The sequence below is a fragment of the Falsiroseomonas sp. genome (assembly GCF_051860665.1).
In the GTDB taxonomy this organism is placed as follows: domain Bacteria; phylum Pseudomonadota; class Alphaproteobacteria; order Acetobacterales; family Acetobacteraceae; genus Falsiroseomonas.
In genome coordinates, this window is record NZ_JBHYDM010000006.1 from 56,056 (window position 1) to 77,513 (window position 21,458).

A 21,458-nucleotide genomic window follows, 5' to 3' on the forward strand; every position below is an offset into this window, starting at 1 on the left:
TGATCCCATGCTGTCGCGCATCCTGCTTCCCGCCGCCCTTCTGCTGGTCGCCGCCGACGCGCGGCCGCAGCCCCTGCAGAGCCTCGTCGTGGGGGGAGATGCGGCGGTGGCTGTTCCGCCGCGCATGATGGGGCAGGGCGCACCGCCGCAGTCGCTGGGCGCCGTGCCGGTCCTGGCCACGCCTTTGCCTTCCGCGCCGCTTCTCGCCCTGCCGCCCGCGGCTGCCGCCGGTGCGGGACTGGGAACCGGCCTGGCGGCGGCCATGCCGCTTCTGCTGCCGGTGGCGACCGCCGCGGCGGCCGCGGTGCTGGGGGGAGGGCTTCCTGGCTCGGGCAATGCGGGCAGCGCGCCGGCGGCGACCCGGTAGCCCCTCCAGGCCGCTGCCTCCGCCCCCGGTTGGACAGGGGCGTAACCCTGCGCCATCTTGCCGCCCTTCAGTGAAGCAGGATCGTGAGGCTTATGGGAACGCGGGAGGGCGCTGTCGGGCGCGCATTGGAGTTCTTCGACGGCGGCGGGTTCGAGCGACTGCTGACCGATCTCGTGGCAGTCCCTTCGACGTCGCAGGAGGAAGCCGCCGCACCGGCCTTGTCCACCTATCTCACGCAGGCGATGCAGCCCTGGCTGGAGCGGCTGGGCTTCGCGATCACCATCTCGCCGAACCCGCTGGAGGGTTTCGGGCCCATCCTGACGGCCATGCGCATCGAGGATCCGGCGAAGCCCACCGTGCTGCTCTACGGGCATGGCGACACGGTGCGCGGCCTCGAGGACCAGTGGCGCGCGGGGCTTTCCCCCTGGAAGGTCAGTGCGGAGGATGGTCGCTGGTACGGCCGCGGCACCGCCGACAACAAGGGGCAGCACGCCATCAACCTGGCGGCGCTGGAGGCCGTGCTGGCCGAGCGCGGCGGCAAGCTCGGCGCCAATGTCAAGCTGGTGATCGAGATGGCGGAGGAGCGCGGATCCCGCGGCCTGCGCGAATTCGTGGCGGCGCATGCGGCCGAGCTCGCCGCGGATGCGCTGATTGCCTCGGACGGTCCGCGCGTGGAGCCGGAGGTGCCGACGATTGCCACCGGCACCCGCGGCACCTTCCACTTCGACCTCGTGGTCAAGCTGCGCGAGGGCGGCGTGCATTCGGGCCATTGGGGCGGTCTGACGACGGATCCGGCGATCCGCCTGGCGCATGCGCTGGCCACCATCATGGACCGCGACGGCAAGATCCTGGTGCGCGACTGGCTGCCGCAGGGGGGCGTGCCGCCGCGTGTGAAGGCCGTGCTCGAAGGCTGCCCGGTGGGCGGCGGCGACGGGGCCGCGACAATCGACGCCGGCTGGGGGGAGCCGGGGCTGACCTCGGCCGAGAAGATCTATGGCTGGAACAGCTTCATCGTCCTGGCGATGGTCTCGGGCCGGCCGGAGAATCCGGTGAATGCCGTGGCGCCGGATGCCCGCGCGCATTGTCAGATCCGCTACACCGTGGACGCCGATCCCGACACTTTCGAGTCCGCGCTGCGCGCGCATCTGGATGCGCACCATTTCCAGGATGTGCGGATCGAGAAGGCCTTCATCCGTATGCCCGCCAGCCGCACCGCGCCCGATCATCCCTGGGTCGGCTGGGCGCAGGCTTCGGTCGCGCGCACGCTGAACAAGGCGGTCCAGATCATCCCCAGCAGTTCCGGCGGCCTGCCGGGCGACGTCTTTGTCGACCATCTGGGCGTGCCGCTGGTCTGGATCCCGCACAGCTACAATGGCTGCAAGCAGCATGGGCCGGATGAGCACCTGCTGATTTCAGCGGCGCGCGAGGGTATCGCCAGCTTCGCCGGACTCTGGTGGGATCTGGGTGAGGGCGGGACGCCTCCGCGAGCCTGATACAGGCGGCGCTACAGCGCGTTACGCTTTCTCACCCGGAGGGGGGGCCTTCGACACGCGCCTGTTGCAGGCGCGGCCCATCTTCCTGCTGTCGCCGGCATCCGGTCGGCAGTGGAGAACGAAGATGTTGTCGAAGAGGATCGCCCTATTCGCCGGTGCTGCCCTGACGCTTGCCGCGGGTGCCTTGCCGGTTCTCGCCCAACCCGCGCCGGGTCCGGGCCCGGGTGGCCCGCCGCGCGCCGGCCACGGCTTCGCCCTCGGCGAGGCCTTCGCCCGTGCCGATGTCGATAACGACGGAAGGGTGACGCGGGATGAGGGCTGGGCCTGGCTGCAGGCGCGCTTCCAGGAAGTGGATGCCGACCGCGATGGCGGCGTCTCGATGGAGGAGATGCGCGCCTTCGCCACGGCCCGCATGGGCGGCCGTGGTCCGCGCCGCGGCATGGAGCAGGGCGCGCAGGGCATGTTCCGTGCGCTGGATGTGAACAGTGACGGCAAGGTGACGCTGGAGGAGATCCGGCCTTTCGCGGAGGCGATGTTCCGTGCGCGGGACGTCAACAGCGACGGGGCGCTGACGCGCGAGGAGGTCCGTCCGCGGCATCGCGGCCCGCGCCCCGGCGAGCATCCGCATCGTGGCCCCGCCGATCGCGGCGGTCCGCCGCCCGCCGCGCCGGCGAACTGACGCCATCCACCGCCTTGGGGCCGGAGGGGCTTCGTGCCCCTTCGGCCTTTGGCCTGCCTGCCGCCCGTTGTCATCGAAGAGCCGGGATGGTGGGCGCGACAGGGATTGAACCTGTGACCCCCGCCGTGTGAAGGCGATGCTCTACCGCTGAGCTACGCGCCCATCCCGGGGTGCGGGGGATAATGCCGGGGGGTGGGTGTGTCAAGCGGTCCCCCTGCCAAGCCTTGGAAGCGCGCTCGGCTGACCGATATGCAGGGCCATGAAGATCGTCCCCCCAGCCGTCCTGTCCCTTTTCGGCCTGCTCGTGACCCTCGATGGGGCCAGGGCCCAGCCCATCCGCGCCGTCTACGATGTCTACGCCGCGGGGATGACGGTGCTGCAGCTGGAGGCGCTGTTCGATATCTCGGCGGCCGGCTACCGGGTGGAGACGCAGCTGCGCACGCGGGGCGTCGCCGCCACCATCGTTCCGGGGCAGCAGGTCGCCCAGGTGGTCGGTGCCTGGCAGGCGGGCGAGGCCAGGCCCAGCAGCTACCGGGCGCAGGGCACCTGGCGCGGCCGCGAACGTCTCGTGGTGCTGGGCTGGGAGGCGGGCAACCCGGTGGTGCAGACCATGCTTCCGCCGGAGGAGGAGGAGCGGGAGGTGGTTCCGCCCGATGCCCGCCGCGGGACCATCGACGCGCTGTCGGCCATCGCACTGCTGTCGCGCACGGTGGCGGGCAGTGGCGGCTGCGAGGGCCAGGCGCCGGTCTTCGATGGACGGCGGCGCAGCGATTTCGCCAGCCAGAGTGGCGGTCTGGAGATCATCCGCCCCTGGGGCGACGCCTGGCATGGCCAGGCCCTGCGCTGCCGCTTCGTGGGTCGCCAGGTCGCCGGCTTCCTGCGCGACCAGCCGCGCGGCGAGGCGGCAAGGCCGCAGCAGGGCACGGCCTGGATGGCCGCGCCCTTTGCCGGGGCGCCGCCCATCCCGGTTCGGATCGAAATGCCGAGCCGCTGGTTCGGGACCGCGACCGCGGTGCTGCTCCGGGCCGAATCGTCAGCGGTGGCGCAGCGCCGCCAATAGGGCCGGCAGATCGGCGGGTGTTTCCGCAACCGGGGCGTGTGCCGCCATGCTCCGCGGCCCGTAGCCCCAGCCGGCAAAGATCGCGGGCACCGCGGCACCGTGGGCGGCGGCCATGTCGTTGTGATGGTCGCCGATCATCACCGCCCGACTCGCCTCGCCACCCGCATCCCGCAGGGTATGGAGCAGATGCGCAGGGTCCGGCTTGCGTGTCGGGTAGGAATCGCCGCCGCCGATCGTGCGGAATCGGTCAGCCAGACCGAGCGCCCGCAGCAACGTGATCGCGGGCTCCACGGGCTTGTTGGTGCAGACGGCGAGCAGCCAGCCGGCGCGCCTCAGCGTGTCGAGCGTCTCCGGAATTCCCGCGAAGGGGGCGGTCTCCACGGCAGCATTCCGGCCGTAATCCTCAAGGAAGACGTCCAGCGCGGCCTGGTCGAAGGCCGCGCCGCGTGCGGCCAGCGCACGTTCGACGAGAACCTTGGCGCCGTCCCCGATCATGGCGACCACCTCCGCCCGCCCGAAGCCAGGGAGGTTGCGGCTGGCCATGAGCCGGTCCAGGGCGGCGTGGAGATCCGGCGCGCTGTCCACCAGCGTACCATCGAGGTCGAAGACGGCGATCGGTTGCATGGGCCCCGATAAGCCCGGTGCCTCCGCGCAGCAAGCCATGACGTTACCTGACGCAATGCGACGTGACCGATGCCACCTTGCGGCGCGGGGCAGGGTCGGCTTACCGGGGGCCATGAGCAAAGCCGCCATCATCCTTGCCGCCGGCCTCGGGACCCGCATGCGGTCGCGCCTGCCCAAGGCCATGCATCCCATCGCTGCCCGCCCCATGCTGCAGCACATCCTGGCCGCGGCTTCCGAGGTCTTCGACAGGGCGGTCGTGGTGGTGGGGCCGGATATGCCGGAACTCGAAAGCGCCGCGGCGCCACATCCGGTGGTTGTGCAGGCCGAGCGCCTGGGCACCGGGCATGCGGCCCTGCAGGCGTCCCCTCTTTTCGAGGATTTCGATGGCGATGTGGCGGTGCTCTACGCCGACAACCCGCTGATCACGCCGGATACGCTGCGCCGTCTGGCCGCGGCGCGGGAAAGGGCCGGGCTGGCGCTGGTGGCCATGCGCCCGGCGGATCCGGGCCATTACGGCCGGGTCCTGACCAATTCGGCGGGGGAGGTCGAGCGTGTCGTCGAATGGGCCGACGCCTCGCCGGAGGAGCGCGCGGTGGGGCTTTGCAATGCCGGCGTCATCTGCGCGCCCGCCACCGAGCTCTTCGGCTGGCTGCGGGCGGTCCGCAACGACAATGCCAAGGGCGAGTATTATCTGCCCGACGTGGTGGGGCTCGCGCGCCAGGCGGGGCGCCGCGTCGTGGCCGTCGAGGCACCGGAAGCCGAACTGCGCGGCATCAACAGCCGGGTCGAGCTGGCGGCGGCGGAAGCGACGGCCCAGGCCCGGCTGCGGGAGCGTGCCATGGTCGGCGGCGCGACGCTGATCCAGCCGGAAAGCGTGGTCCTCGCCTTCGATACGCAGCTGGGCCAGGATGTCACCATCGGTCCGAATGTGGTCTTCGGCCCCGGGGTGGTGGTGGAGGACGGCGTCGAGATCCGCGCCTTCAGCCATCTGGAGGGCTGCGTGGTACGGGCCGGCGCCGTGATCGGCCCCTTTGCCCGGTTGCGGCCTGGCACCGTGATCGAGCGGCAGGCGCATGTCGGCAATTTCGTCGAGCTCAAGGCCACGGTGCTGGGAGAGGGCGCCAAGGCGAATCATCTCAGCTATCTGGGCGATGCCGCGATCGGGGCGGGCGCCAATATCGGGGCGGGTACCATCACCTGCAATTATGATGGTGTGAACAAGCACCGCACCGAGATCGGTGCCGGGGCCTTCATCGGCTCCGACACCGCGCTGGTTGCCCCAGTCAGGGTCGGGGCGCGGGCCCTGGTTGCGGCCGGCAGCGTGGTGACCGAGGACGTGCCTGACGATGCCATGGCGATCGCGCGTGGCCGCCAGGCCAACAAGCCGGGACGAGGCTTCCGCGGCAAGGGAGTGAAGGGCTGATGTGCGGCATCGTCGGAGTCGTGGGACGGGAGGCGGCCGCGCCGCGCCTGCTGGAGGCGCTGCGCCGCCTGGAGTATCGCGGCTATGACAGCGCAGGCGTCGCCACCCTGGTGAACGGGCATATCGATCGGCGCCGGGCGGAGGGCAAGCTCGGCAACCTGGCCGAGGTGCTGGAGCGCAGCCCGCTTTCCGGCACCACCGGCATCGGCCATACGCGCTGGGCGACCCATGGCGCGCCGGTGGAGCGCAATGCGCATCCGCACGGCACGCCGCGCGTGAGCGTGGTGCATAACGGCATCATCGAGAACCATGCCGAGCTGCGTACCGAGCTCGAAGCCAAGGGCCAGGAATTCGAGACGGAAACCGATACCGAGACTTTTGCGCGTCTGGTGGATTGGCACCTGCAGCAAGGCGCCACGCCGGAACAGGCGGCCGCCAGCGCGCTGCGCCGTGTGCATGGCGCCTTCGCCCTGGCCATGATGTTCGCAGGCCATCCCCGCAAGCTGATCGCGGCCCGCCAGGGCGCGCCGCTCGCCATCGGCTTCGGTGACGGGGAGATGTTCGTGGGCTCCGACGCGCTGGCCCTGGCGCCGATGACGCGGCGCATCGCCTATCTGGAGGAGGGCGACTGGGCCGTCGTCTCCGATACCGGGGCGGAATTCTTCGACGCCGGCAATCATCCGGTGCAGCGCGAGGTGCGGCTGACCGCGATCTCCGGCGCCGCGGTCGGCAAGGGCAATTTCCGGCATTTCATGGAAAAGGAGCTGCACGAGCATCCGGCGGTGCTGGGCGATACGCTGCAGCAGTACCTGGATCCCGCGACCCGCGCCGTCGCCCTGCCGCCGCTGCCCTTCGACCCCGCCGTGGTGCCGCGGCTGACCATGTCGGCCTGTGGAAGCGCCTTCCTGGCCGCGCAGGTCGGGCGCTACTGGATCGAGCAGCTGGCGCGCATCCCGGTGGATGCCGATGTGGCCAGCGAGCTGCGCTACCGCGAGCCGCCGCTGGCCGAGGGCGGCGGGGCGATCCTCGTCTCCCAGTCCGGTGAGACGGCGGACACCATGGCGGCGCTGCGCCTGCTGCGGCAGGGCGGCCAGAAGGTGCTGTCGCTGGTCAATGTCCCCGAAAGCAGCATGGCACGCGAAAGCGACGGGGCGCTGCTGACGGTGGCGGGGCCGGAAATCGGCGTGGCTTCCACCAAGGCCTTCACGGCGCAGCTGGCGCTGCTGGCCTGCCTCGCCATCGGCTTCGGGCGCGCCCGCGGCACGCTGGACGAGGCAACGGCCCGCCTGCTGGCCACGACGCTGACGGAAGTGCCGGGCCATGCGGCGCAGATCCTGGAGAAGGACGAGGAAATCCGCGCCATGGCAGCGGAGGTTGTGAAGGCGCGGGACGTCCTGTTCCTCGGCCGCGGCGCCCTGATGCCGATCGCCATGGAGGGCGCGCTGAAGCTGAAGGAGCTGTCCTATATCCATGCCGAGGGCTATCCGGCCGGCGAGATGAAGCATGGCCCGATCGCGCTGATCGACAGCGCCGTGCCGGTCATCGCGCTGTGCCCCAGCGGGCCGCTTTTCGAGAAGACCGCCTCGAACCTGCAGGAGGCGGCGGCGCGGGGCGGGCGGATCATGGCCTTCACGGATGCGGTGGGCGCCAAGGCGCTGCGCGGCTTCGCGGAGCGGGTGATCGAGCTGCCGACGGTGCATCCCTTCGCCGCGCCCATCCTGCACGCCATTCCCGTGCAGGTGCTGGCCTATCACGTCGCGGTGCTGAAGGGCACGGATGTGGACCAGCCGCGCAATCTGGCGAAGAGCGTGACGGTGGAGTGAGGTCGGCCTGCCCCTGACATCGCTCCGCCGAAGTTCTATCTTCCGGGAGTATCGAGGGAAGGAGCGCCGACATGCTGGACGTCACGGCCAAGCTGCCGCTGAAGGACCCGGACCTGTTCCGCCAGGCCAATTGCATTGGCGGCAAGTGGGTCCAGGCGGATGGCGGCAAGACCATCGCCGTGCGCAACCCCGCGACCGGCGAGGTGATCGGCGAGGTTCCGGCCCTTGGCGCCGCGGAGACGCGCCGCGCCATCGAGGCAGCCCATGCCGCGCTCGCCGGCTGGCGCGCGATGCTGGCCAAGGACCGGGCCGCCATCCTGCGCAAGCTGAATGACCTGATGCTGGCCAATACGGACGACCTGGCCGCCATCATGACGGCCGAGCAGGGCAAGCCGCTGGCGGAATCCAAGGGCGAGATCGCCTATGCGGCCAGCTTCATCGAATGGTTCGCCGAGGAAGGGAAGCGCATCTACGGCGATACCATCCCGCAGAATGCCAAGGGCCGCCGCATCCTGGTGCTCAAGGAGCCGATCGGCGTCTTCGCTGCCATCACCCCCTGGAACTTCCCGGCCGCCATGATCACCCGCAAGGCGGGTCCGGGCTGGGCCGCCGGTTGCACGGGCGTGATCCGCCCGGCCTCCCAGACCCCCTTCAGCGCCCTGGCGCTGGCGGTGCTGGCGGAACGCGCCGGCATGCCGCCCGGCGTCTGCAACGTCATCACCGGCCCGGCCGGAGAGACGGGCGGCGAGCTCACCTCCAACCCGCTGGTGCGAAAGCTGTCCTTCACCGGCTCCACCGAGGTCGGCCGCAAGCTGCTGGCGCAATGCGCGCCCACCATCAAGAAGACCTCGATGGAGCTGGGCGGCAATGCGCCCTTCATCGTCTTCGACGATGCGGATCTGGATGCCGCGGTGCAGGGCACCATCGCCTCCAAGTACCGCAACACCGGCCAGACCTGCGTCTGCGCCAACCGCATCCTGGTGCAGGACGGGGTCTATGACGCCTTCACGCAGAAGCTGAAGGCGGCGGTGGAGGCGCTGAAGGTCGGCAATGGCATGGAGCCGGGCGTCACCCAGGGCCCGCTGATCAATGCCGATGCCGTGGCGAAGGTGGAGGAGCATATCGCCGACGCCACCGCCAAGGGCGCCAGCATCGTCACCGGCGGCAAGCGGCACGAGCGGGGCGGCAATTTCTTCCAGCCGACCATCCTGGCCGATGTGCCCCCCGGCGCCATGGTCTTCCGCGAGGAGACCTTCGGCCCCGTCGCCCCCCTGTTCCGCTTCAAGACGGAGGAGGAGGCGGTGGCGCTGGCCAATGACAGCGAATTCGGCCTGGCCGCCTATTTCTACTCCCGCGACATCGGCCGCATCTTCCGGGTGGCGGAAGCGATCGAGGCCGGCATCATCGGGATCAATGAGGGCATCATCTCCACCGAGGTCGCGCCCTTCGGCGGCGTGAAGCAGAGCGGGCTGGGCCGCGAGGGTTCGAAATACGGGATCGAGGATTACCTCGAGATCAAGTATCTGGCCCTCGGCGGCATCGGGACCTGACCAGCATGGCCTATGACTTCGACCTCTTCGTCATCGGCGGGGGCTCCGCCGGCGTGCGCTGCGCCCGCATCTCGGCCGGTCACGGCGCCCGGGTGGGCGTGGCGGAGGAGCGGTTCTGGGGCGGCACCTGCGTCAATGTCGGCTGCGTGCCGAAGAAGATCATGGTGAACGCCACGGAATACGGCCAATGGGCGGAGGATGCCGCCGCCTTCGGCTGGGATCTCGAGGTCAAGGGCCATGACTGGGCCAGGCTGGCCGAGGCGCGGGACCGGGAGGTGGCGCGCCTTTCCGGCATCTATGGCAAGCTGCTCGCCGGCAATGGCGTCACCACCTTCGATGCCCGCGCGAAGTTCCTGGATGCCCATACGCTGCAGGTGGGCGGGAAGCGGGTGACGGCGGAGCGCATCCTGATCGCCACCGGCGGCACGCCGCAGCGGCTGGACATCCCCGGCGCGGAGCTCGGTCTGATCTCGGACGACCTCTTCACCCTGAAGGCGCTGCCGAAGCGGGTGGTGGTGATCGGCGCCGGCTATATCGCGCTGGAATTCGCCTGCATCCTGCGCGGCCTGGGGGCGGAGGTGGATGTGATGTACCGCGCCGCCCTGCCGCTGCGCGGCTTCGACGACGATATCCGCACCGCGACCGTGGAGGCGCTGCAGGCGCAGGGCATCACGCTCCACCCCGACGTCTCGCCGACCCGGATCACCCGGGTGGAGGGCCATCTGATGGTCGCCATGTCGAACAACTTCATGCGGGAGGCCGATGCCGTCTTCTTCTGCACCGGCCGCAGCCCGAATACCGCCGGGCTGGGGCTGGAGGAAGCGGGCGTTGCAACCAATGCATCCGGCGCCGTGGTGGTGGATGAGGATCACCGCACCAGCCAGGCGCATATCTACGCGCTGGGCGATGTGATCGACCGGGTTAACCTGACCCCCATGGCCACCGCCACCGGCCATGCCCTGGCCGATACGCTCTTCGGCAACAAGCCGCGCAAGGCCTCCTACGAGGATGTGCCCACCGCGGTCTTCACCAACCCGCCGATCGGCACGGTGGGCCTGTCCGAGGCCGAGGCCGCGGCGCGCGGGCCGGTCGATGTCTATGTCACCCGCTTCACCCCGATGCGCCATACGATCAGCGGCCGGCCGGGGCGTCGCACCCTGATGAAGCTCATTGTCTGCCAGAAGACGGACAAGGTGCTGGGCGCCCATATGCTGGGGGAGGATGCGGCCGAGATCATGCAGGGCATCGGGATTGCCGTCCGCATGGGGGCGACCAAGGCCGATTTCGACCGCACCATCGGCATCCATCCCACGGCCGCCGAGGAATTCGTCACCCTCCGCACCCGGGCGCGGGAAGCGGGGGTGCAGCCGCCCAGCCAGCAGGCAGCCGAATAGGCCGGAGTTTCACAAGCCGGCTCCTGGCGCTAAGGTTACAGCCAGGAGTGGAGCACCGATCACAATGAATGCGCGCGCGTGGACCCCGGACAGCTGGCGGGCAATGCCCATCCGGCAGGTTCCGGACTATCCCAACCCGACCCAGCTTCGGGCCATGGAGGACAAGGTCCGCCGATTTCCGCCCCTGGTTTTTGCAGGTGAGGCTGATCGGCTGAAGGCCCAGCTGGCGCGTGCGGGTGATGGCCACGCCTTCGTCCTCCAGGGGGGCGATTGCGCGGAGAGCTTCGCCGAATTCCATGCCAATACCATCCGCGACACCTTCCGGGTGCTGCTGCAGATGGCCGTTGTGCTGACCTTCGGGGCGGCCTTGCCGGTGGTGAAGCTGGGCCGCATGGCCGGGCAATTCGCCAAGCCACGCAGCAGCGACAGCGAGACGATCGAGGGCGTGACGCTGCCCTCCTACCGCGGCGACATCGTCAATGGCCCGGATTTCACGCCGGAGGCCCGGGTGCCGGACCCGGCGCGGATGGAATTCGCCTATCTGCAATCGGCCGCGACCCTGAATCTGCTGCGCGCCTTCGCCACAGGCGGCTATGCCGACCTGCACGAGGTGCATCGCTGGAACCTCGATTTCGCCGCGCGCAGCCCGCTGGCGGACCGCTATGCGGGCCTTGCGCACCGGATCGACGAGACGCTGCGCTTCATGGGCGCCTGCGGCATGTCGGACCTGCCGCAGGTGCGGGAGACGGAGTTCTATACCTCCCACGAATCCCTGCTGCTGCCCTTCGAGGAGGCGCTGACCCGCCAGCCCTCCACCCATCCCGGCCGGCATTTCGCCTGCTCCGCCCACTTCCTGTGGATCGGCGACCGCACCCGGCAGCCGGATGGCGCGCATGTCGAATTCATGCGCGGGGTGGCCAACCCCATCGGCATGAAGGTCGGCCCCTCCATGGAGGCGGATGAACTCGTGCGGCTGACCGAGATCCTGAACCCCTCCAACGAGAAGGGCCGCCTGACCCTGATCGCCCGGATGGGGGCGGAGAAGGTGGAGGCCAAGCTGCCGGGCCTGCTCGCCGCAGTGAAGCGCGCCGGGCGGAACGTGGTCTGGCTGTGTGATCCGATGCACGGCAATACGGTGAAGGCGGGCGCCTACAAGACGCGCTCCTTCGATTCCATCCTGTCCGAAATCCGCCGCTTCTTCGACTGCCATGCGGCGGAAGGCACCATCCCGGCCGGCGTGCATGTCGAGATGACGGGCCAGAACGTGACCGAGTGTCTGGGCGGCGCGCATCGGATGACGGAGGCCGACCTGGCCGCCAACTACGCCACCTTCTGCGACCCGCGGCTGAATGCCGAACAGTCGCTGGAACTGGCCTTCCTCATTTCGGAGGAGCTGAAGGCACGGCGCCCGGGCGGGGCGGTCCTGCCCGCCAAGGCCGCACAATGACGGCCATGCCCAGCCCGGGTCGGCCGCTGCCGCCGGCCGTGGATGATATCCCGGCCTGGACCGACAGCTATTTCAACCGGACCCGCGCGGTGGTCGAGAAGTTCGGGGATTGCCGCGTCACCTACGCCGTCTTCCTGCGGCGGCCGGTGATCTCGGCGCCCCGGCTCGCCACCGACTGGCTTACTGCCGTGGCTGCCCGCCGAGGGACCCGCTTCGAGGTGGAGCTGATGCACCGGGAGGGGGATTGGGTCGGCGCCGGCGACCCGATCTTCTACCTCTCGGGCTCCTTCGCCCAGCTCGCGGACCTGGAGACGATCCTGCTGCAGAAGCTCGGCCCGGCCTGCGTGGCCGCGCACAATGCCTATCAGATGTGCGTCGAGCTGCCGCAGGTGCCCTTCCTGGCCATGGAGGCGCGACACTGCGCCGGCGCCGAGATGCAGGAAATGATGGCCTATGCCGCCGCCATCGGCAGCGCGGCGGCGCAGCGGGAAGGGGCCAAGGGCTTCATCGGCAATGCCAATGACGCGACGGCGCATTGGTTCGGCGCCCCGCGCGGCCGCGGCACCATGCCGCATGCGCTGATCGGCTATGCCGGCTCCACCGTCCGCGCCGCCGAGATGTTCCATGAGACCTTCCCGGCCGAGGACCTCACGGTCCTGGTCGACTACTTCGGCCGGGAGGTGACGGACAGCCTGGCCGTCTGCCGGCGCTTTCCGGAACTGGCCGCGGCCGGGCGCATGGCGGTGCGCCTCGACACCCATGGCGGGCGCTTCCTGGAAGGGCTCGACCCCGGCGAATCCTATGCCGTGCTGGAACGGCATGCGCCGCAGGCGGTGCGCCGCTATCGCAGCGAGACGGAGCTGCGCCACCTGGTCGGCACCGGCGTCTCCGCCGCCGCCATCTGGCGGATCCGGGAGGCGCTGGACGAGGCCGGCTTCCCCAAGGTCCGCATCGTCGCCTCCTCCGGCTTCGGCGTCGGCAAGTGCCGCGTGGTGGCGGAAGCCAAGGCGCCGATCGACGTGGTCGGCACGGGCTCCTTCATCCCCGAGGCCTGGAGCGAGACCTATGCCACGGCCGATATCGTCGCCTATGACGGCGTGCCGCGGGTGAAGGTCGGGCGCGAATTCTTGCTGCGGAACGGCGCGAGGCGTCGGAGTCCCGGCTAAGCTTTGCACCCCCCGCGGATGGGCAAGCGGCTGAACGCCTCCTAGACTGGGGGCGATGTCAGCCGCAGCACCTCCCCCAACCGCCGTGGCGCGGGAGCGACGAATCGGCTTCGCCTGCGCCTTTGCGGTGCTCTTCGTCTGGGCGGGTTTTCTGCTCTCCTCGCGGCTCTCGGCGAGCCAGGCGCTGACACCCTGGGATGTCGCGGCGCTGCGTTATGCCGGTGCCTTCCTGGCGGCGCTGCCGCTTTTGGCACTGCTCGGCCTGCCGCGGCTGCCGCCTCTGCGCCTGCTGCCGATCCTGGCCGCGGCCTCCTTCGGCTTTCCGATCCTGGCCTATCACGGCTTTACCCTGGCGCCGGCCGCGCATGGCGGGGTGATGCTGCCGGGCACGCTGCCCTTCCTGACCGCGGCGCTGGGGGCGGCCTTCCTGGGCGAGGCCTGGACACGCCGCCGTGTCGCCTCCCTGCTCGTGGTCGCCTTGGGCATCCTTCTGCTGGCCAGCGATACGCTTGGCGCGCATCCGGGCGCCTGGCGTGGGGACCTGCTGTTCCTTGGAGGGTCCTGCTGCTGGGCCCTCTATACCTTGCTCATCCGCCTCTGGGGCATCGGCGCCATGCAGGCCACCCTGTCCATCGCCCTGTGGTCGGCGCCGCTCTACCTGCCGGTCTGGTGGTTCCTGCTTCCCTCCAGCATCGGCCAAGCCAGCAGCGGAGCGGTTCTGTACCAGCTTGCCTATCAGGGGGTGGGCGCGACGATCCTGGCCGGGTTGCTTTTCACCCGCGCGGTGACCGCACTCGGCGCGCCGACCACCACCACCATCACCGCCCTGGTCCCCGGAATGGCCGCGCTGGCCGCCTGGCCCCTGCTGGGCGAGCCGCTGGGATGGGCGGGCTTCCTTGGTGTTGGCCTGGTTACGGCCGGCATGATCCTGCTGGTGGTCCGCCTCCCGGAACGGGCGCGTTGACCCTCCCCCGGGGCGTCCCTAGGTTCGCCCGACCATGACAAACCAGCTTCGTATCGCCCTTGCCCAGATGAACCCGCATGAGGGTGCGCTGGATGCCAATGCAGATCGCATCCGCCGCGCGCGGGCGGAGGCGGCGGCGGCGGGCGCCGACCTGCTGGTGACGCCGGAATTCTCCATCGCCGGCTATCCGCCGGAGGATCTGGTCCTGAAGCCGGCCTTCGTGGAGGCCTGCCTCCAGCGTATCGAGGCGCTGGCCGCGGAGACGGCGGATGGCGGCCCCGGCATCGTCGTCGGCGGCCCCTGGCGGGATGGCGAGCGCCTGCACAATGCGCTCTTCGTGCTGGAGGGGGGGCGCATCCTGGCCCGCCGCGCCAAGCATGAACTGCCGAATTACGGGGTCTTCGACGACAAGCGCGTCTTCATGGCCGGCCCCGCGCCCGGCCCCGTCGCCTTCCGTGGCGTACGCCTCGGGCTGATGATCTGCGAGGACTGGTGGTTCCCCGCGGTCAGCGAGACCCTCCTCGAAAGCGGAGCGGAGATGCTCATCAGCATCAATGGCTCGCCCTTCGAGGCGGAGAAGCAGGATACGCGGGTCCAGCTCGCGGTCGCGCGGGTGGTGGAGACGGGGCTGCCCTTCGTCTTCCTGAACCAGGTCTGCGGCCAGGACGAGCTGGTCTTCGAGGGCGCCTCCTTCGTGCTGAACGCCGACCGCAGCCTGGCCGTGCAGATGCCGATGTTCGAGGAGCGGCTGGCGATCACCGACTGGTCCCGCGGGCCGGGTGGCTGGATCTGCGCGCCCCAGCCGGTGCCGCCGGCGCTGCCCAGGCTTGAGCAGATCTACCGGGCCATGATGCTCGGCCTGCGCGACTATGTGGACAAGAACGGCTTCCCCGGCGTGGTGCTGGGCCTCTCGGGCGGCATCGACAGCGCGCTCTCTGCCGCGGTGGCGGCGGATGCGCTGGGGCCGGACCGGGTGCGGGCGGTGATGATGCCCTCGCCCTATACCTCCCGCGACAGCCTGGACGATGCGGAGGGCTGCGCCCGGCTGCTCGGCATCCGCTACGAGAGCATCCCGATCGGGCCGGCCATGGCGGCGATGCAGGAAATGCTGGCGCCGGCCTTCGGCAACCGTCCGGCCGATACCACCGAGGAGAATCTGCAGTCCCGCCTGCGCGGCGTGACGCTGATGGCGCTGTCCAACAAGTTCGGCGACATGCTGCTGACCACCGGCAACAAGTCGGAGATGAGCACCGGCTATGCCACCCTCTACGGCGATATGTGCGGCGGCTATTCGGTGCTGAAGGACGTCTGGAAGATGACCGTCTTCGCCCTGTCCCGCTGGCGCAACGCGCATGTGCCGCCCGGTGCGCTCGGCCCGGCAGGCGCAGTGATGCCGGAGCGCGTGATCACCAAGCCGCCCTCGGCGGAACTCAAGCCGGACCAGACCGATCAGGACACGCTGCCGCCCTATGAGGTGCTGGACGCGATCCTGGAGGGCCTGGTGGAACGCGAGATGGATGTGGATGGGCTGGTGGCCGAGGGATACGACCGCGCCACCGTGCTGCGCATCTGGCGCATGCTCGATCGCGCCGAATACAAGCGCCGCCAGGCGCCGCCCGGGGTGAAGATCACGCCGCGCGCCTTCGGCCGCGACCGCCGCTACCCCCTGACCAATGGATTTTCGGGGCTGATCGCATGAGCGGCCAGGACGAGGGCGAGGACGACCCGATCTTCGCCAAGGATGTGCTGGGCCAGGTGGAGGGGCTCGAGGTCCGTATCATGGACCTTTCCGGCGCCAATGGGGCGGAGCCGGTGGAGGTGGTGCGCGGCTTCGGCACGATTGCCCATGCCAATGCCTTTGCACGGCGCTATGTCCGGGATTCGGTCGATATCTGCCGCGCGCCCGGCATGGATGCGCGGTCCGTCATGGCGGCCTGGGGCACCTTCGGCGAGGATGCCGAGGTGCAGGGCGCCGGCGACGACGCCTGGCGCAGTGCGACGGAACTGGCCGATTTCGCCGCGCGTCCGGCAACGGATGCCGAGGAGCGCAACTGGCGAGTCCTCGACCCCCGTCGTGATGAGGAGGACGAGGAGGAGGAAGACGGGGAGGGGTAGCCGGGCGCTACTTCACCCAGCCGTAATAGCCCGGCGGCGGCCCATAGACCGGCGGCGGCGCGACATAGCGCGGCGCGTAGTAGACCGGCGGCGGCACATAGGCGGGTGCATAGTAGACGCGCGGCGGCGGCGGGGGATAGTAGACCACCGGCGGCGGCGCATAGACCACGGCTGGCGGGGCAAGGGCGGCACCCAGCGCCGCGCCGACGCCGAGGCCCAGTAGCGCGCCGCCCAGAACGGCCGCGCCCCCGTCACCATGGTAGTGGCCGTGCCCCCGGTAGCGCCAATCGGCATGGGCCGCCGGCGCCGTCACGGCGCCCAGTGCCAGCATGCCAGCGACAATCGCGGTTCGAAGCCTGAGCATGGAAACTCTCCTTACCACGCCACATTAGCACCCCGCCCATGGCGGCAATGCGGCGAAGTGTATCGGGCGCCTTGCCTTGTGCCGCCTTTTGCCGTTCCTGTGCCCGCCTGATGAAAGTCCGCTTCGCCCCGTCCCCCACCGGCCTGCTGCATGTCGGCAATGCCCGTATCGCCATCGCCAATTGGTGCCTCGCCCGGCACCTGGGCGGTCGCTTCCTCCTGCGCCTGGATGATACCGACCTCGAACGCTCCCGCCCCGAATATGCCCAGGCGATCGAGGAGGATCTGCGCTGGCTCGGCCTCGACTGGGATGAATTCGCCCGGCAGTCGGACCGGCTCGCGCTCTATGCCGCGGCGGCCGAGCGGCTGAAGGCCTCCGGCCACCTCTATCCCTGCCTGGAGACGGAGGAGGAACTGGCCTTCAAGCGCGAACAGCGCATCCGCCAGGGCAAGCCGCCGCTCTATGACCGCGCGGCGCTGAAGATGACAGCGGAGCAGCTCGCCCGCGCGATCGCCAACGGCAAGACGCCGCATTGGCGCTTCAAGCTCTCCGGCGGCCATGTGGAATGGCAGGACGGCGTGCTGGGCCGCCGCAGCGTGAAGCTGCCGAGCCTCTCCGACCCGGTGCTGATCCGCGCCGATGGCAGTTTTCTTTATACTTTCACCTCCGTTGTCGATGACCTCGACACCGGCATCACGGACATCGTCCGCGGTGAGGACCACGTCACCAATACCGGCATCCAGCTCGACATCTTTGCCGCGCTGGGCGGCGACCCGCGCAAAATCCGCTTCGCGCATCTGCCCCTGCTGACCGATGCGGATGGCGGGCCGCTGTCCAAGCGCACCGGCAGCGTCGGCCTGCGGCAACTGCGGCGGGACGGGGTGGAGCCGGCGGCGCTGGTCGGCTACCTGGCCGCCCTCGGCACCTCCGCCGATCCGGTACCGGCCATGCCGGCGGATCTGGTGCCAAGCTTCGACCTGGGCCGGGTTTCCAAGTCCTCGGCCCGGTTCGATACCAAGCAGCTGCTGGCCCTGAACCGCCGCTGGCTGCACGGCCTGCCCTTCGAGGCCGTGCGGGAGTGGTTGCCGGAGGGGGCGGGGGAGAATTTTTGGCTGGCGGTGCGCGGCAACCTCGATCTGTTGCGCGAAGCGCGCGACTGGTGGGAGGTTGCCTCCGGTGGTATCGTGCCTTTGGGTGAGCCCGCCGACGCCGACCTGCTGCGTCTGGCCGCGGAATCGCTGCCCGAGGAGCCGTGGGATGAGGCCACCTGGCCGGCCTGGACATCCGAACTGTCGACGCGCAGCGGCCGCAAGGGTCGTGCCCTGTACCTGCCGCTGCGCCGCGCCCTGACGGGCGAGGACCACGGCCCGGACCTCAAGTTCTTCCTTCCATTGATCGGCCGCGAGCGGGCGCTGAAGCGCCTGCTGCAGGCCGCCGCAGGCTGAACATGGACATCCAGCTCCACAATACCGCGACCCGCCGCAAGGAGCGGTTCGTGCCGATCGATGACCAGCATGTCCGCATGTATGTCTGCGGCCCGACCGTCTACGACCTGGCGCATCTGGGCAATGCCCGCCCGAATGTGGTCTTCGACGTGCTCGCCCGCCTGCTGCGTCAGGCCTATCCGCGCGTGACCTATGCGCGGAACATCACCGATGTCGAGGACAAGATCATCGACCGGGCGCGGGAGAGCGGGGAGGGGATCGCGGCGCTGACCGCGCGCACCACCGCCGATTTCCATCGCGACATGGCCGCGCTCGGCGTGCTGCCGCCGGATGTGGAGCCGACCGCGACCGGCAGCATCCCGGAAATGGTGGCGCTGATCGAGCGGCTGATCGCCAATGGCCATGCCTATGCGGCGGAGGGCCATGTGCTGTTCGCCGTGGCGAGCTTCGCCCAGTACGGCGCCCTCTCCGGCCGTTCGCCGGATGAGATGCTGGCCGGCGCGCGGGTGGAGGTGGCGCCCTACAAGCGTGACCCGGGCGATTTCGTGCTGTGGAAGCCCTCCACGCCCGACCAGCCGGGCTGGGACAGCCCCTGGGGTCGCGGCCGGCCGGGCTGGCACATCGAATGCTCCGCCATGTCCTGGAAGCAGTTCGGGCCGGATTTCGACATCCATGGCGGCGGCGCCGACCTGATGTTCCCGCACCACGAGAACGAGGTGGCGCAATCCCTCTGCGCCTTCCGGGGCAGCCACTACGCCCGCTTCTGGCTGCACAACGGCATGCTGCTGGTGGATGGGGAGAAGATGTCGAAGTCGGTCGGGAATTTCCTGACCGTGCAGGACATTTTGGGCCACGGCCCCTGGGCCGGCGAGGCCTTTCGGTTGTTGCTGCTGCGCACGCACTACCGCGCCGCGCTGGACTACACGCAGGCAGGGCTTGAGGAGGCGCGGCGGGAGCTGGACCGGTTCTACCGGGCCCTGTCGAAAATGGCGGAGATCGAGGCGGAGGATGGCGACCGCCCACATCCGGCCGAATCGCCGCCCTTCGAGCAGGCGCTGGCCGATGACCTGAACACGCCTTTGGCGCTGGCCACGCTGCACCACCTGGTTTCCACCGCAAACGACACACTGGCGCGGGGCAGCGAGGCCGGCCTGGCGCATCTCAAGGGCCGCATCCTGGCCTGCGGCGCGCTGCTCGGCCTGCTCGGCACCGACCCCGCCGCCTGGTTCCGCGGCGAGGCCGGCGATGGAGAGGCGATCGAGGCGGCGATCGCGGCACGGCTGGCCGCGCGCAAGGCCAAGGACTGGGCCGAGGCCGACCGAATCCGGCAGGAGCTGCTGGCCCAGGGCATCCTGCTGGAGGACGGGCCGCAGGGGACGAGCTGGCGCCGTGCATGACCCTCTTGCCTTCCCCCAGGGGGAAGGCCCCACCTCCGGCTCCGGCCCATCATCCGGAGGATCCGACATGCCCCGCCTTGCCATCGCCACCGCCCTGTCCCTGGCCCTGACCGCGCCCGCCTTCGCGCAGCAGGGCCACCAGGGCCATCACGCGGCGCCGACCACGCAGCGCAGCGCGACCGAACAGCCGAGCACGCGCGAATTCCGCGCGGCCAACGACCGCATGCACCGCGACATGGCCATCCGCTACAGCGGCAATACGGATCGCGACTTCGCCGCCGGCATGATTCCGCACCACCAGGGCGCCATCGAGATGGCGCGCATCCAGCTACGCCACGGCACGGATCCCGAGATGCGGCGCCTGGCCGAGGAGATCATCCGCGCGCAGGAGGCGGAGATCGCGACCCTGCGGGCCTTCCTCGCCCGCACCGCGCCGCCGCCGCGATGACGGGCGGTCGCGGCGAGGGTGGCGCGGTCCTGACGCCGGCGCCAGGCGAAAGCCCCATCGTGGTGCTGGTGCGACCGCAGATGGCCATGAATATCGGCACCACGGCGCGCGCCATGGCCAATGGCGGGCTGTTCCACCTGCGCGTGGTGGCGCCGCGGGATGGCTGGCCGCAGCCCAATGCCTATGCCGCGGCCTCCGGTGCCGATGCCATCCTGGATGCGGCGCAGGTCTTTCCGGACGTGCCCTCGGCGGTCGCCGATTGCCATCGGGTGATGGGCACCTGCCCCAGGCCGCGCTTCGCCATCGTGCAGCAGCGCGATGCGCGGGCCGCGGCGGCCGATCTGCGCGAGATCAATGGCCGGGGGCTGCGCGCCGCGGTGCTCTTCGGCCCGGAACGCGCGGGGTTGGAGGCGGAGGACCTGTCGCATTGCGACACGCTGGTGCGCTACCCGCTGAACCCGCAGCACTGCTCGCTGAACCTGGCCCAGGCGGTGATGATCCTGGCCTATGAATGGTGGATGGCCGCCGAGACCACGGCACCGCGCCAGTTCCTGACCAATGGCACGACGGTGGCCACCAAGGGCGCGCTGGAGAATTTCCTCGGCCGGCTGGTGGCCGAGCTCGATGCCGCGGGCTTCCTGCACAACCCGCCCAAGCGCCCCGGCATGGTGCGCAACCTTCGCCACTGGTTCCAGCGCGGCGAGGTCACGGAGCAGGAGTTGCGCACGCTGCACGGCGTGGTGACGGAGCTTTCCACGGGCCGCATGCAGCGCGGCCGCTTCCCGGCCCAGGACCCGCTGCCGCCCTGGCATGAGGCGGCCGAGAAGGATTCGGCATGATCCACCCCGACGGCACCCCCATCCCCCCGCTGCCCGATCCCCGCTTCTGCGAGGTGGATGCGCAAGCCCTGGGGCTGGAGGGCCGGCGGCTGTCCTATATGGAGGCGGGGCAGGGGCCGCTGACCATCCTCTGCCTGCACGGCATCGGCGCGAACAGCATGGGCTGGCGCTTCTCGCTCGCCGGGCTGTCGGACCGGGCGCGGGTGATCGCCTGGAATGCGCCGGGCTATTTCCTCTCCGACCCCTTTGCGACGGAGGCGCCGGCGCCGGAGGATTATGCGGCGGTGGCGCTGGCGCTGCTGGATGCGCTGGGCGCGCAGGGTCCGGTCTGCGTGGCGGGATCCTCCTTCGGCTCGATGCTCGGCGCCTGCCTGGCGGCGCGGCATCCGGCGCGGGTGGCGAAGCTGGTGATGATGGGCACCTCCCGCGGCCAGCGCTGGAAGGGGGAGGCGGGGCGCGCGGCCATGCTGGCGATGCGGGAGGCGAGCGTCGCGGAGGGCGGCGTGGCCCTGGCGCGGACGCGCTCGGAGAAGCTGGTGGCGCCGGGCACCGGGAAGCTGGTGCGGGGGCTGGTGGAGGGCATGGTGGCCGCCACCCATCCGCGCGGCCTGCTGCAGGCGGCCCGCTGCACCGAACAGGTGGATGTCATCGCCGATTTCGCGCCGCTGATCCGCGCGCCGACCCTGTGCCTGACCGGTGCCGAGGATGCGGTGAACCCGCCCGAGACGGTGGGCCGGCTGATCGCACAGGCAATTCCCGGTGCCGCCTTCGTCTCGCCCGCCGGTGTGGGACACCTGCCGGAACTTGAAGCCCCGGCCGTGACATTGGACCATCTGCGCAAGCACTTCTTCGGAGCCTGA

At 70.2% G+C, this 21,458-nt stretch carries 20 protein-coding genes and 1 tRNA gene; 18 read left to right on the forward strand and 3 right to left on the reverse strand.

The window, feature by feature from the left end:
* Positions 1-7: 7 nt before the first annotated feature.
* The 3 genes from ACTIF1_RS08400 (at position 8) to ACTIF1_RS08410 (ending at position 2,539) form a co-directional block, all read left to right on the forward strand.
* Positions 8-367: a hypothetical protein gene (locus ACTIF1_RS08400; protein ID WP_439595946.1), complete on the forward strand. Its 360-nt coding sequence runs from the start codon at positions 8-10 to the stop codon at positions 365-367.
* Positions 368-459: 92 nt separating this feature from the next.
* Entirely contained in the window at positions 460-1,860 is a 1,401-nt protein-coding gene (locus ACTIF1_RS08405) for a M20/M25/M40 family metallo-hydrolase (protein ID WP_439596135.1), read from the forward strand.
* A gap of 124 nt (positions 1,861-1,984) precedes the next feature.
* Positions 1,985-2,539, forward strand: a complete 555-nt coding sequence (locus ACTIF1_RS08410) for an EF-hand domain-containing protein (protein ID WP_439595947.1) — start codon at positions 1,985-1,987, stop codon at positions 2,537-2,539.
* Between the two features lie 87 nt (positions 2,540-2,626).
* Here the strand turns inward: ACTIF1_RS08410 and ACTIF1_RS08415 are convergent.
* A tRNA-Val gene (locus ACTIF1_RS08415) sits at positions 2,627-2,701 on the reverse strand.
* Positions 2,702-2,798: 97 nt separating this feature from the next.
* On the opposite strand from ACTIF1_RS08415, the gene ACTIF1_RS08420 reads away from it, so the two are divergent.
* Positions 2,799-3,599, forward strand: coding sequence for a DUF3108 domain-containing protein (locus ACTIF1_RS08420; RefSeq protein WP_439595948.1), 801 nt, complete (start codon positions 2,799-2,801; stop codon positions 3,597-3,599).
* Here the strand turns inward: ACTIF1_RS08420 and ACTIF1_RS08425 are convergent.
* The gene (locus tag ACTIF1_RS08425) at positions 3,573-4,223 is read right to left on the reverse strand and encodes an HAD-IA family hydrolase (protein ID WP_439595949.1); all 651 of its coding nucleotides are present in this window, start codon (positions 4,221-4,223) and stop codon (positions 3,573-3,575) included. The two genes, ACTIF1_RS08420 and ACTIF1_RS08425, sit on opposite strands and share 27 nt — an antisense overlap.
* Before the next feature lie 112 nt (positions 4,224-4,335).
* Here ACTIF1_RS08425 and glmU point away from each other — a divergent pair, with 112 nt between their 5' ends.
* The 9 genes from glmU (at position 4,336) to ACTIF1_RS08470 (ending at position 16,105) form a co-directional block, all read left to right on the forward strand.
* On the forward strand, positions 4,336-5,646 hold the full coding sequence (gene glmU / locus ACTIF1_RS08430; RefSeq protein WP_439595950.1) for a bifunctional UDP-N-acetylglucosamine diphosphorylase/glucosamine-1-phosphate N-acetyltransferase GlmU: 1,311 nt from the start codon (positions 4,336-4,338) through the stop codon (positions 5,644-5,646).
* Entirely contained in the window at positions 5,646-7,469 is a 1,824-nt protein-coding gene (gene glmS / locus ACTIF1_RS08435) for a glutamine--fructose-6-phosphate transaminase (isomerizing) (protein ID WP_439595951.1), read from the forward strand. Before glmU ends, glmS begins: the two co-directional genes overlap by 1 nt.
* A 71-nt stretch (positions 7,470-7,540) precedes the next feature.
* A complete protein-coding gene (gene gabD / locus ACTIF1_RS08440; protein ID WP_439595952.1) occupies positions 7,541-9,019 on the forward strand; it encodes an NADP-dependent succinate-semialdehyde dehydrogenase in 1,479 nt (492 codons plus the stop codon).
* Between the two features lie 5 nt (positions 9,020-9,024).
* Entirely contained in the window at positions 9,025-10,413 is a 1,389-nt protein-coding gene (gorA, locus tag ACTIF1_RS08445) for a glutathione-disulfide reductase (protein ID WP_439595953.1), read from the forward strand.
* Positions 10,414-10,477: 64 nt separating this feature from the next.
* Positions 10,478-11,860, forward strand: coding sequence for a class II 3-deoxy-7-phosphoheptulonate synthase (locus tag ACTIF1_RS08450; RefSeq protein ID WP_439595954.1), 1,383 nt, complete (start codon positions 10,478-10,480; stop codon positions 11,858-11,860).
* A gap of 5 nt (positions 11,861-11,865) precedes the next feature.
* On the forward strand, positions 11,866-13,026 hold the full coding sequence (locus tag ACTIF1_RS08455) for a nicotinate phosphoribosyltransferase (protein ID WP_439595955.1): 1,161 nt from the start codon (positions 11,866-11,868) through the stop codon (positions 13,024-13,026).
* Between the two features lie 55 nt (positions 13,027-13,081).
* Positions 13,082-13,990 carry a DMT family transporter gene (locus ACTIF1_RS08460; RefSeq protein WP_439595956.1) on the forward strand — a complete coding sequence of 303 codons (909 nt, stop codon included), beginning with the start codon at positions 13,082-13,084 and terminating at the stop codon, positions 13,988-13,990.
* A gap of 34 nt (positions 13,991-14,024) precedes the next feature.
* Positions 14,025-15,689 (forward strand): NAD+ synthase, encoded by a 1,665-nt coding sequence (locus ACTIF1_RS08465; protein WP_439595957.1) that lies wholly within the window; start codon positions 14,025-14,027, stop codon positions 15,687-15,689.
* On the forward strand, positions 15,686-16,105 hold the full coding sequence (locus tag ACTIF1_RS08470; protein WP_439595958.1) for a hypothetical protein: 420 nt from the start codon (positions 15,686-15,688) through the stop codon (positions 16,103-16,105). The genes ACTIF1_RS08465 and ACTIF1_RS08470 overlap by 4 nt, the downstream gene beginning before the upstream one ends.
* A 7-nt stretch (positions 16,106-16,112) precedes the next feature.
* On the opposite strand, the gene ACTIF1_RS08475 is transcribed toward ACTIF1_RS08470, so the two are convergent.
* Positions 16,113-16,469, reverse strand: a complete 357-nt coding sequence (locus ACTIF1_RS08475; RefSeq protein ID WP_439595959.1) for a hypothetical protein — start codon at positions 16,467-16,469, stop codon at positions 16,113-16,115.
* 107 nt (positions 16,470-16,576) lie between these two features.
* Here ACTIF1_RS08475 and gltX point away from each other — a divergent pair, with 107 nt between their 5' ends.
* The 5 genes from gltX to ACTIF1_RS08500 all read left to right on the forward strand — a co-directional run bounded on the left by gltX (position 16,577) and on the right by ACTIF1_RS08500 (position 21,458).
* Positions 16,577-17,914, forward strand: coding sequence for a glutamate--tRNA ligase (gltX, locus tag ACTIF1_RS08480; protein ID WP_439596136.1), 1,338 nt, complete (start codon positions 16,577-16,579; stop codon positions 17,912-17,914).
* A 2-nt stretch (positions 17,915-17,916) separates the two neighbouring features.
* Positions 17,917-19,311, forward strand: a complete 1,395-nt coding sequence (cysS, locus tag ACTIF1_RS08485) for a cysteine--tRNA ligase (RefSeq protein WP_439595960.1) — start codon at positions 17,917-17,919, stop codon at positions 19,309-19,311.
* A 67-nt stretch (positions 19,312-19,378) separates the two neighbouring features.
* Positions 19,379-19,759 (forward strand): CopM family metallochaperone, encoded by a 381-nt coding sequence (gene copM / locus ACTIF1_RS08490; RefSeq protein WP_439595961.1) that lies wholly within the window; start codon positions 19,379-19,381, stop codon positions 19,757-19,759.
* Positions 19,756-20,598 (forward strand): RNA methyltransferase, encoded by an 843-nt coding sequence (locus ACTIF1_RS08495; RefSeq protein WP_439595962.1) that lies wholly within the window; start codon positions 19,756-19,758, stop codon positions 20,596-20,598. Before copM ends, ACTIF1_RS08495 begins: the two co-directional genes overlap by 4 nt.
* A complete protein-coding gene (locus tag ACTIF1_RS08500) occupies positions 20,595-21,458 on the forward strand; it encodes an alpha/beta fold hydrolase (RefSeq protein WP_439595963.1) in 864 nt (287 codons plus the stop codon). The genes ACTIF1_RS08495 and ACTIF1_RS08500 overlap by 4 nt, the downstream gene beginning before the upstream one ends.

Excerpts from the sequence above, each read along its gene's own strand:
- glmU (WP_439595950.1), top strand. The coding sequence starts at position 4,336 with ATGAGCAAAGCCGCCATCATCCTTGCCGCCGGCCTCGGGACCCGCATG.
- ACTIF1_RS08410 (WP_439595947.1), top strand. The coding sequence starts at position 1,985 with ATGTTGTCGAAGAGGATCGCCCTATTCGCCGGTGCTGCCCTGACGCTT.
- glmS (WP_439595951.1), top strand. The coding sequence starts at position 5,646 with ATGTGCGGCATCGTCGGAGTCGTGGGACGGGAGGCGGCCGCGCCGCGC.
- ACTIF1_RS08425 (WP_439595949.1), bottom strand. The coding sequence starts at position 4,223 with ATGCAACCGATCGCCGTCTTCGACCTCGATGGTACGCTGGTGGACAGC.
- ACTIF1_RS08465 (WP_439595957.1), top strand. The coding sequence starts at position 14,025 with ATGACAAACCAGCTTCGTATCGCCCTTGCCCAGATGAACCCGCATGAG.
- ACTIF1_RS08460 (WP_439595956.1), top strand. The coding sequence starts at position 13,082 with ATGTCAGCCGCAGCACCTCCCCCAACCGCCGTGGCGCGGGAGCGACGA.
- ACTIF1_RS08405 (WP_439596135.1), top strand. The coding sequence starts at position 460 with ATGGGAACGCGGGAGGGCGCTGTCGGGCGCGCATTGGAGTTCTTCGAC.
- ACTIF1_RS08500 (WP_439595963.1), top strand. The coding sequence starts at position 20,595 with ATGATCCACCCCGACGGCACCCCCATCCCCCCGCTGCCCGATCCCCGC.
- ACTIF1_RS08470 (WP_439595958.1), top strand. The coding sequence starts at position 15,686 with ATGAGCGGCCAGGACGAGGGCGAGGACGACCCGATCTTCGCCAAGGAT.
- ACTIF1_RS08495 (WP_439595962.1), top strand. The coding sequence starts at position 19,756 with ATGACGGGCGGTCGCGGCGAGGGTGGCGCGGTCCTGACGCCGGCGCCA.
- cysS (WP_439595960.1), top strand. The coding sequence starts at position 17,917 with ATGGACATCCAGCTCCACAATACCGCGACCCGCCGCAAGGAGCGGTTC.
- gorA (WP_439595953.1), top strand. The coding sequence starts at position 9,025 with ATGGCCTATGACTTCGACCTCTTCGTCATCGGCGGGGGCTCCGCCGGC.
- ACTIF1_RS08475 (WP_439595959.1), bottom strand. The coding sequence starts at position 16,469 with ATGCTCAGGCTTCGAACCGCGATTGTCGCTGGCATGCTGGCACTGGGC.
- ACTIF1_RS08450 (WP_439595954.1), top strand. The coding sequence starts at position 10,478 with ATGAATGCGCGCGCGTGGACCCCGGACAGCTGGCGGGCAATGCCCATC.
- copM (WP_439595961.1), top strand. The coding sequence starts at position 19,379 with ATGCCCCGCCTTGCCATCGCCACCGCCCTGTCCCTGGCCCTGACCGCG.
- ACTIF1_RS08400 (WP_439595946.1), top strand. The coding sequence starts at position 8 with ATGCTGTCGCGCATCCTGCTTCCCGCCGCCCTTCTGCTGGTCGCCGCC.
- ACTIF1_RS08455 (WP_439595955.1), top strand. The coding sequence starts at position 11,866 with ATGCCCAGCCCGGGTCGGCCGCTGCCGCCGGCCGTGGATGATATCCCG.
- ACTIF1_RS08420 (WP_439595948.1), top strand. The coding sequence starts at position 2,799 with ATGAAGATCGTCCCCCCAGCCGTCCTGTCCCTTTTCGGCCTGCTCGTG.
- gabD (WP_439595952.1), top strand. The coding sequence starts at position 7,541 with ATGCTGGACGTCACGGCCAAGCTGCCGCTGAAGGACCCGGACCTGTTC.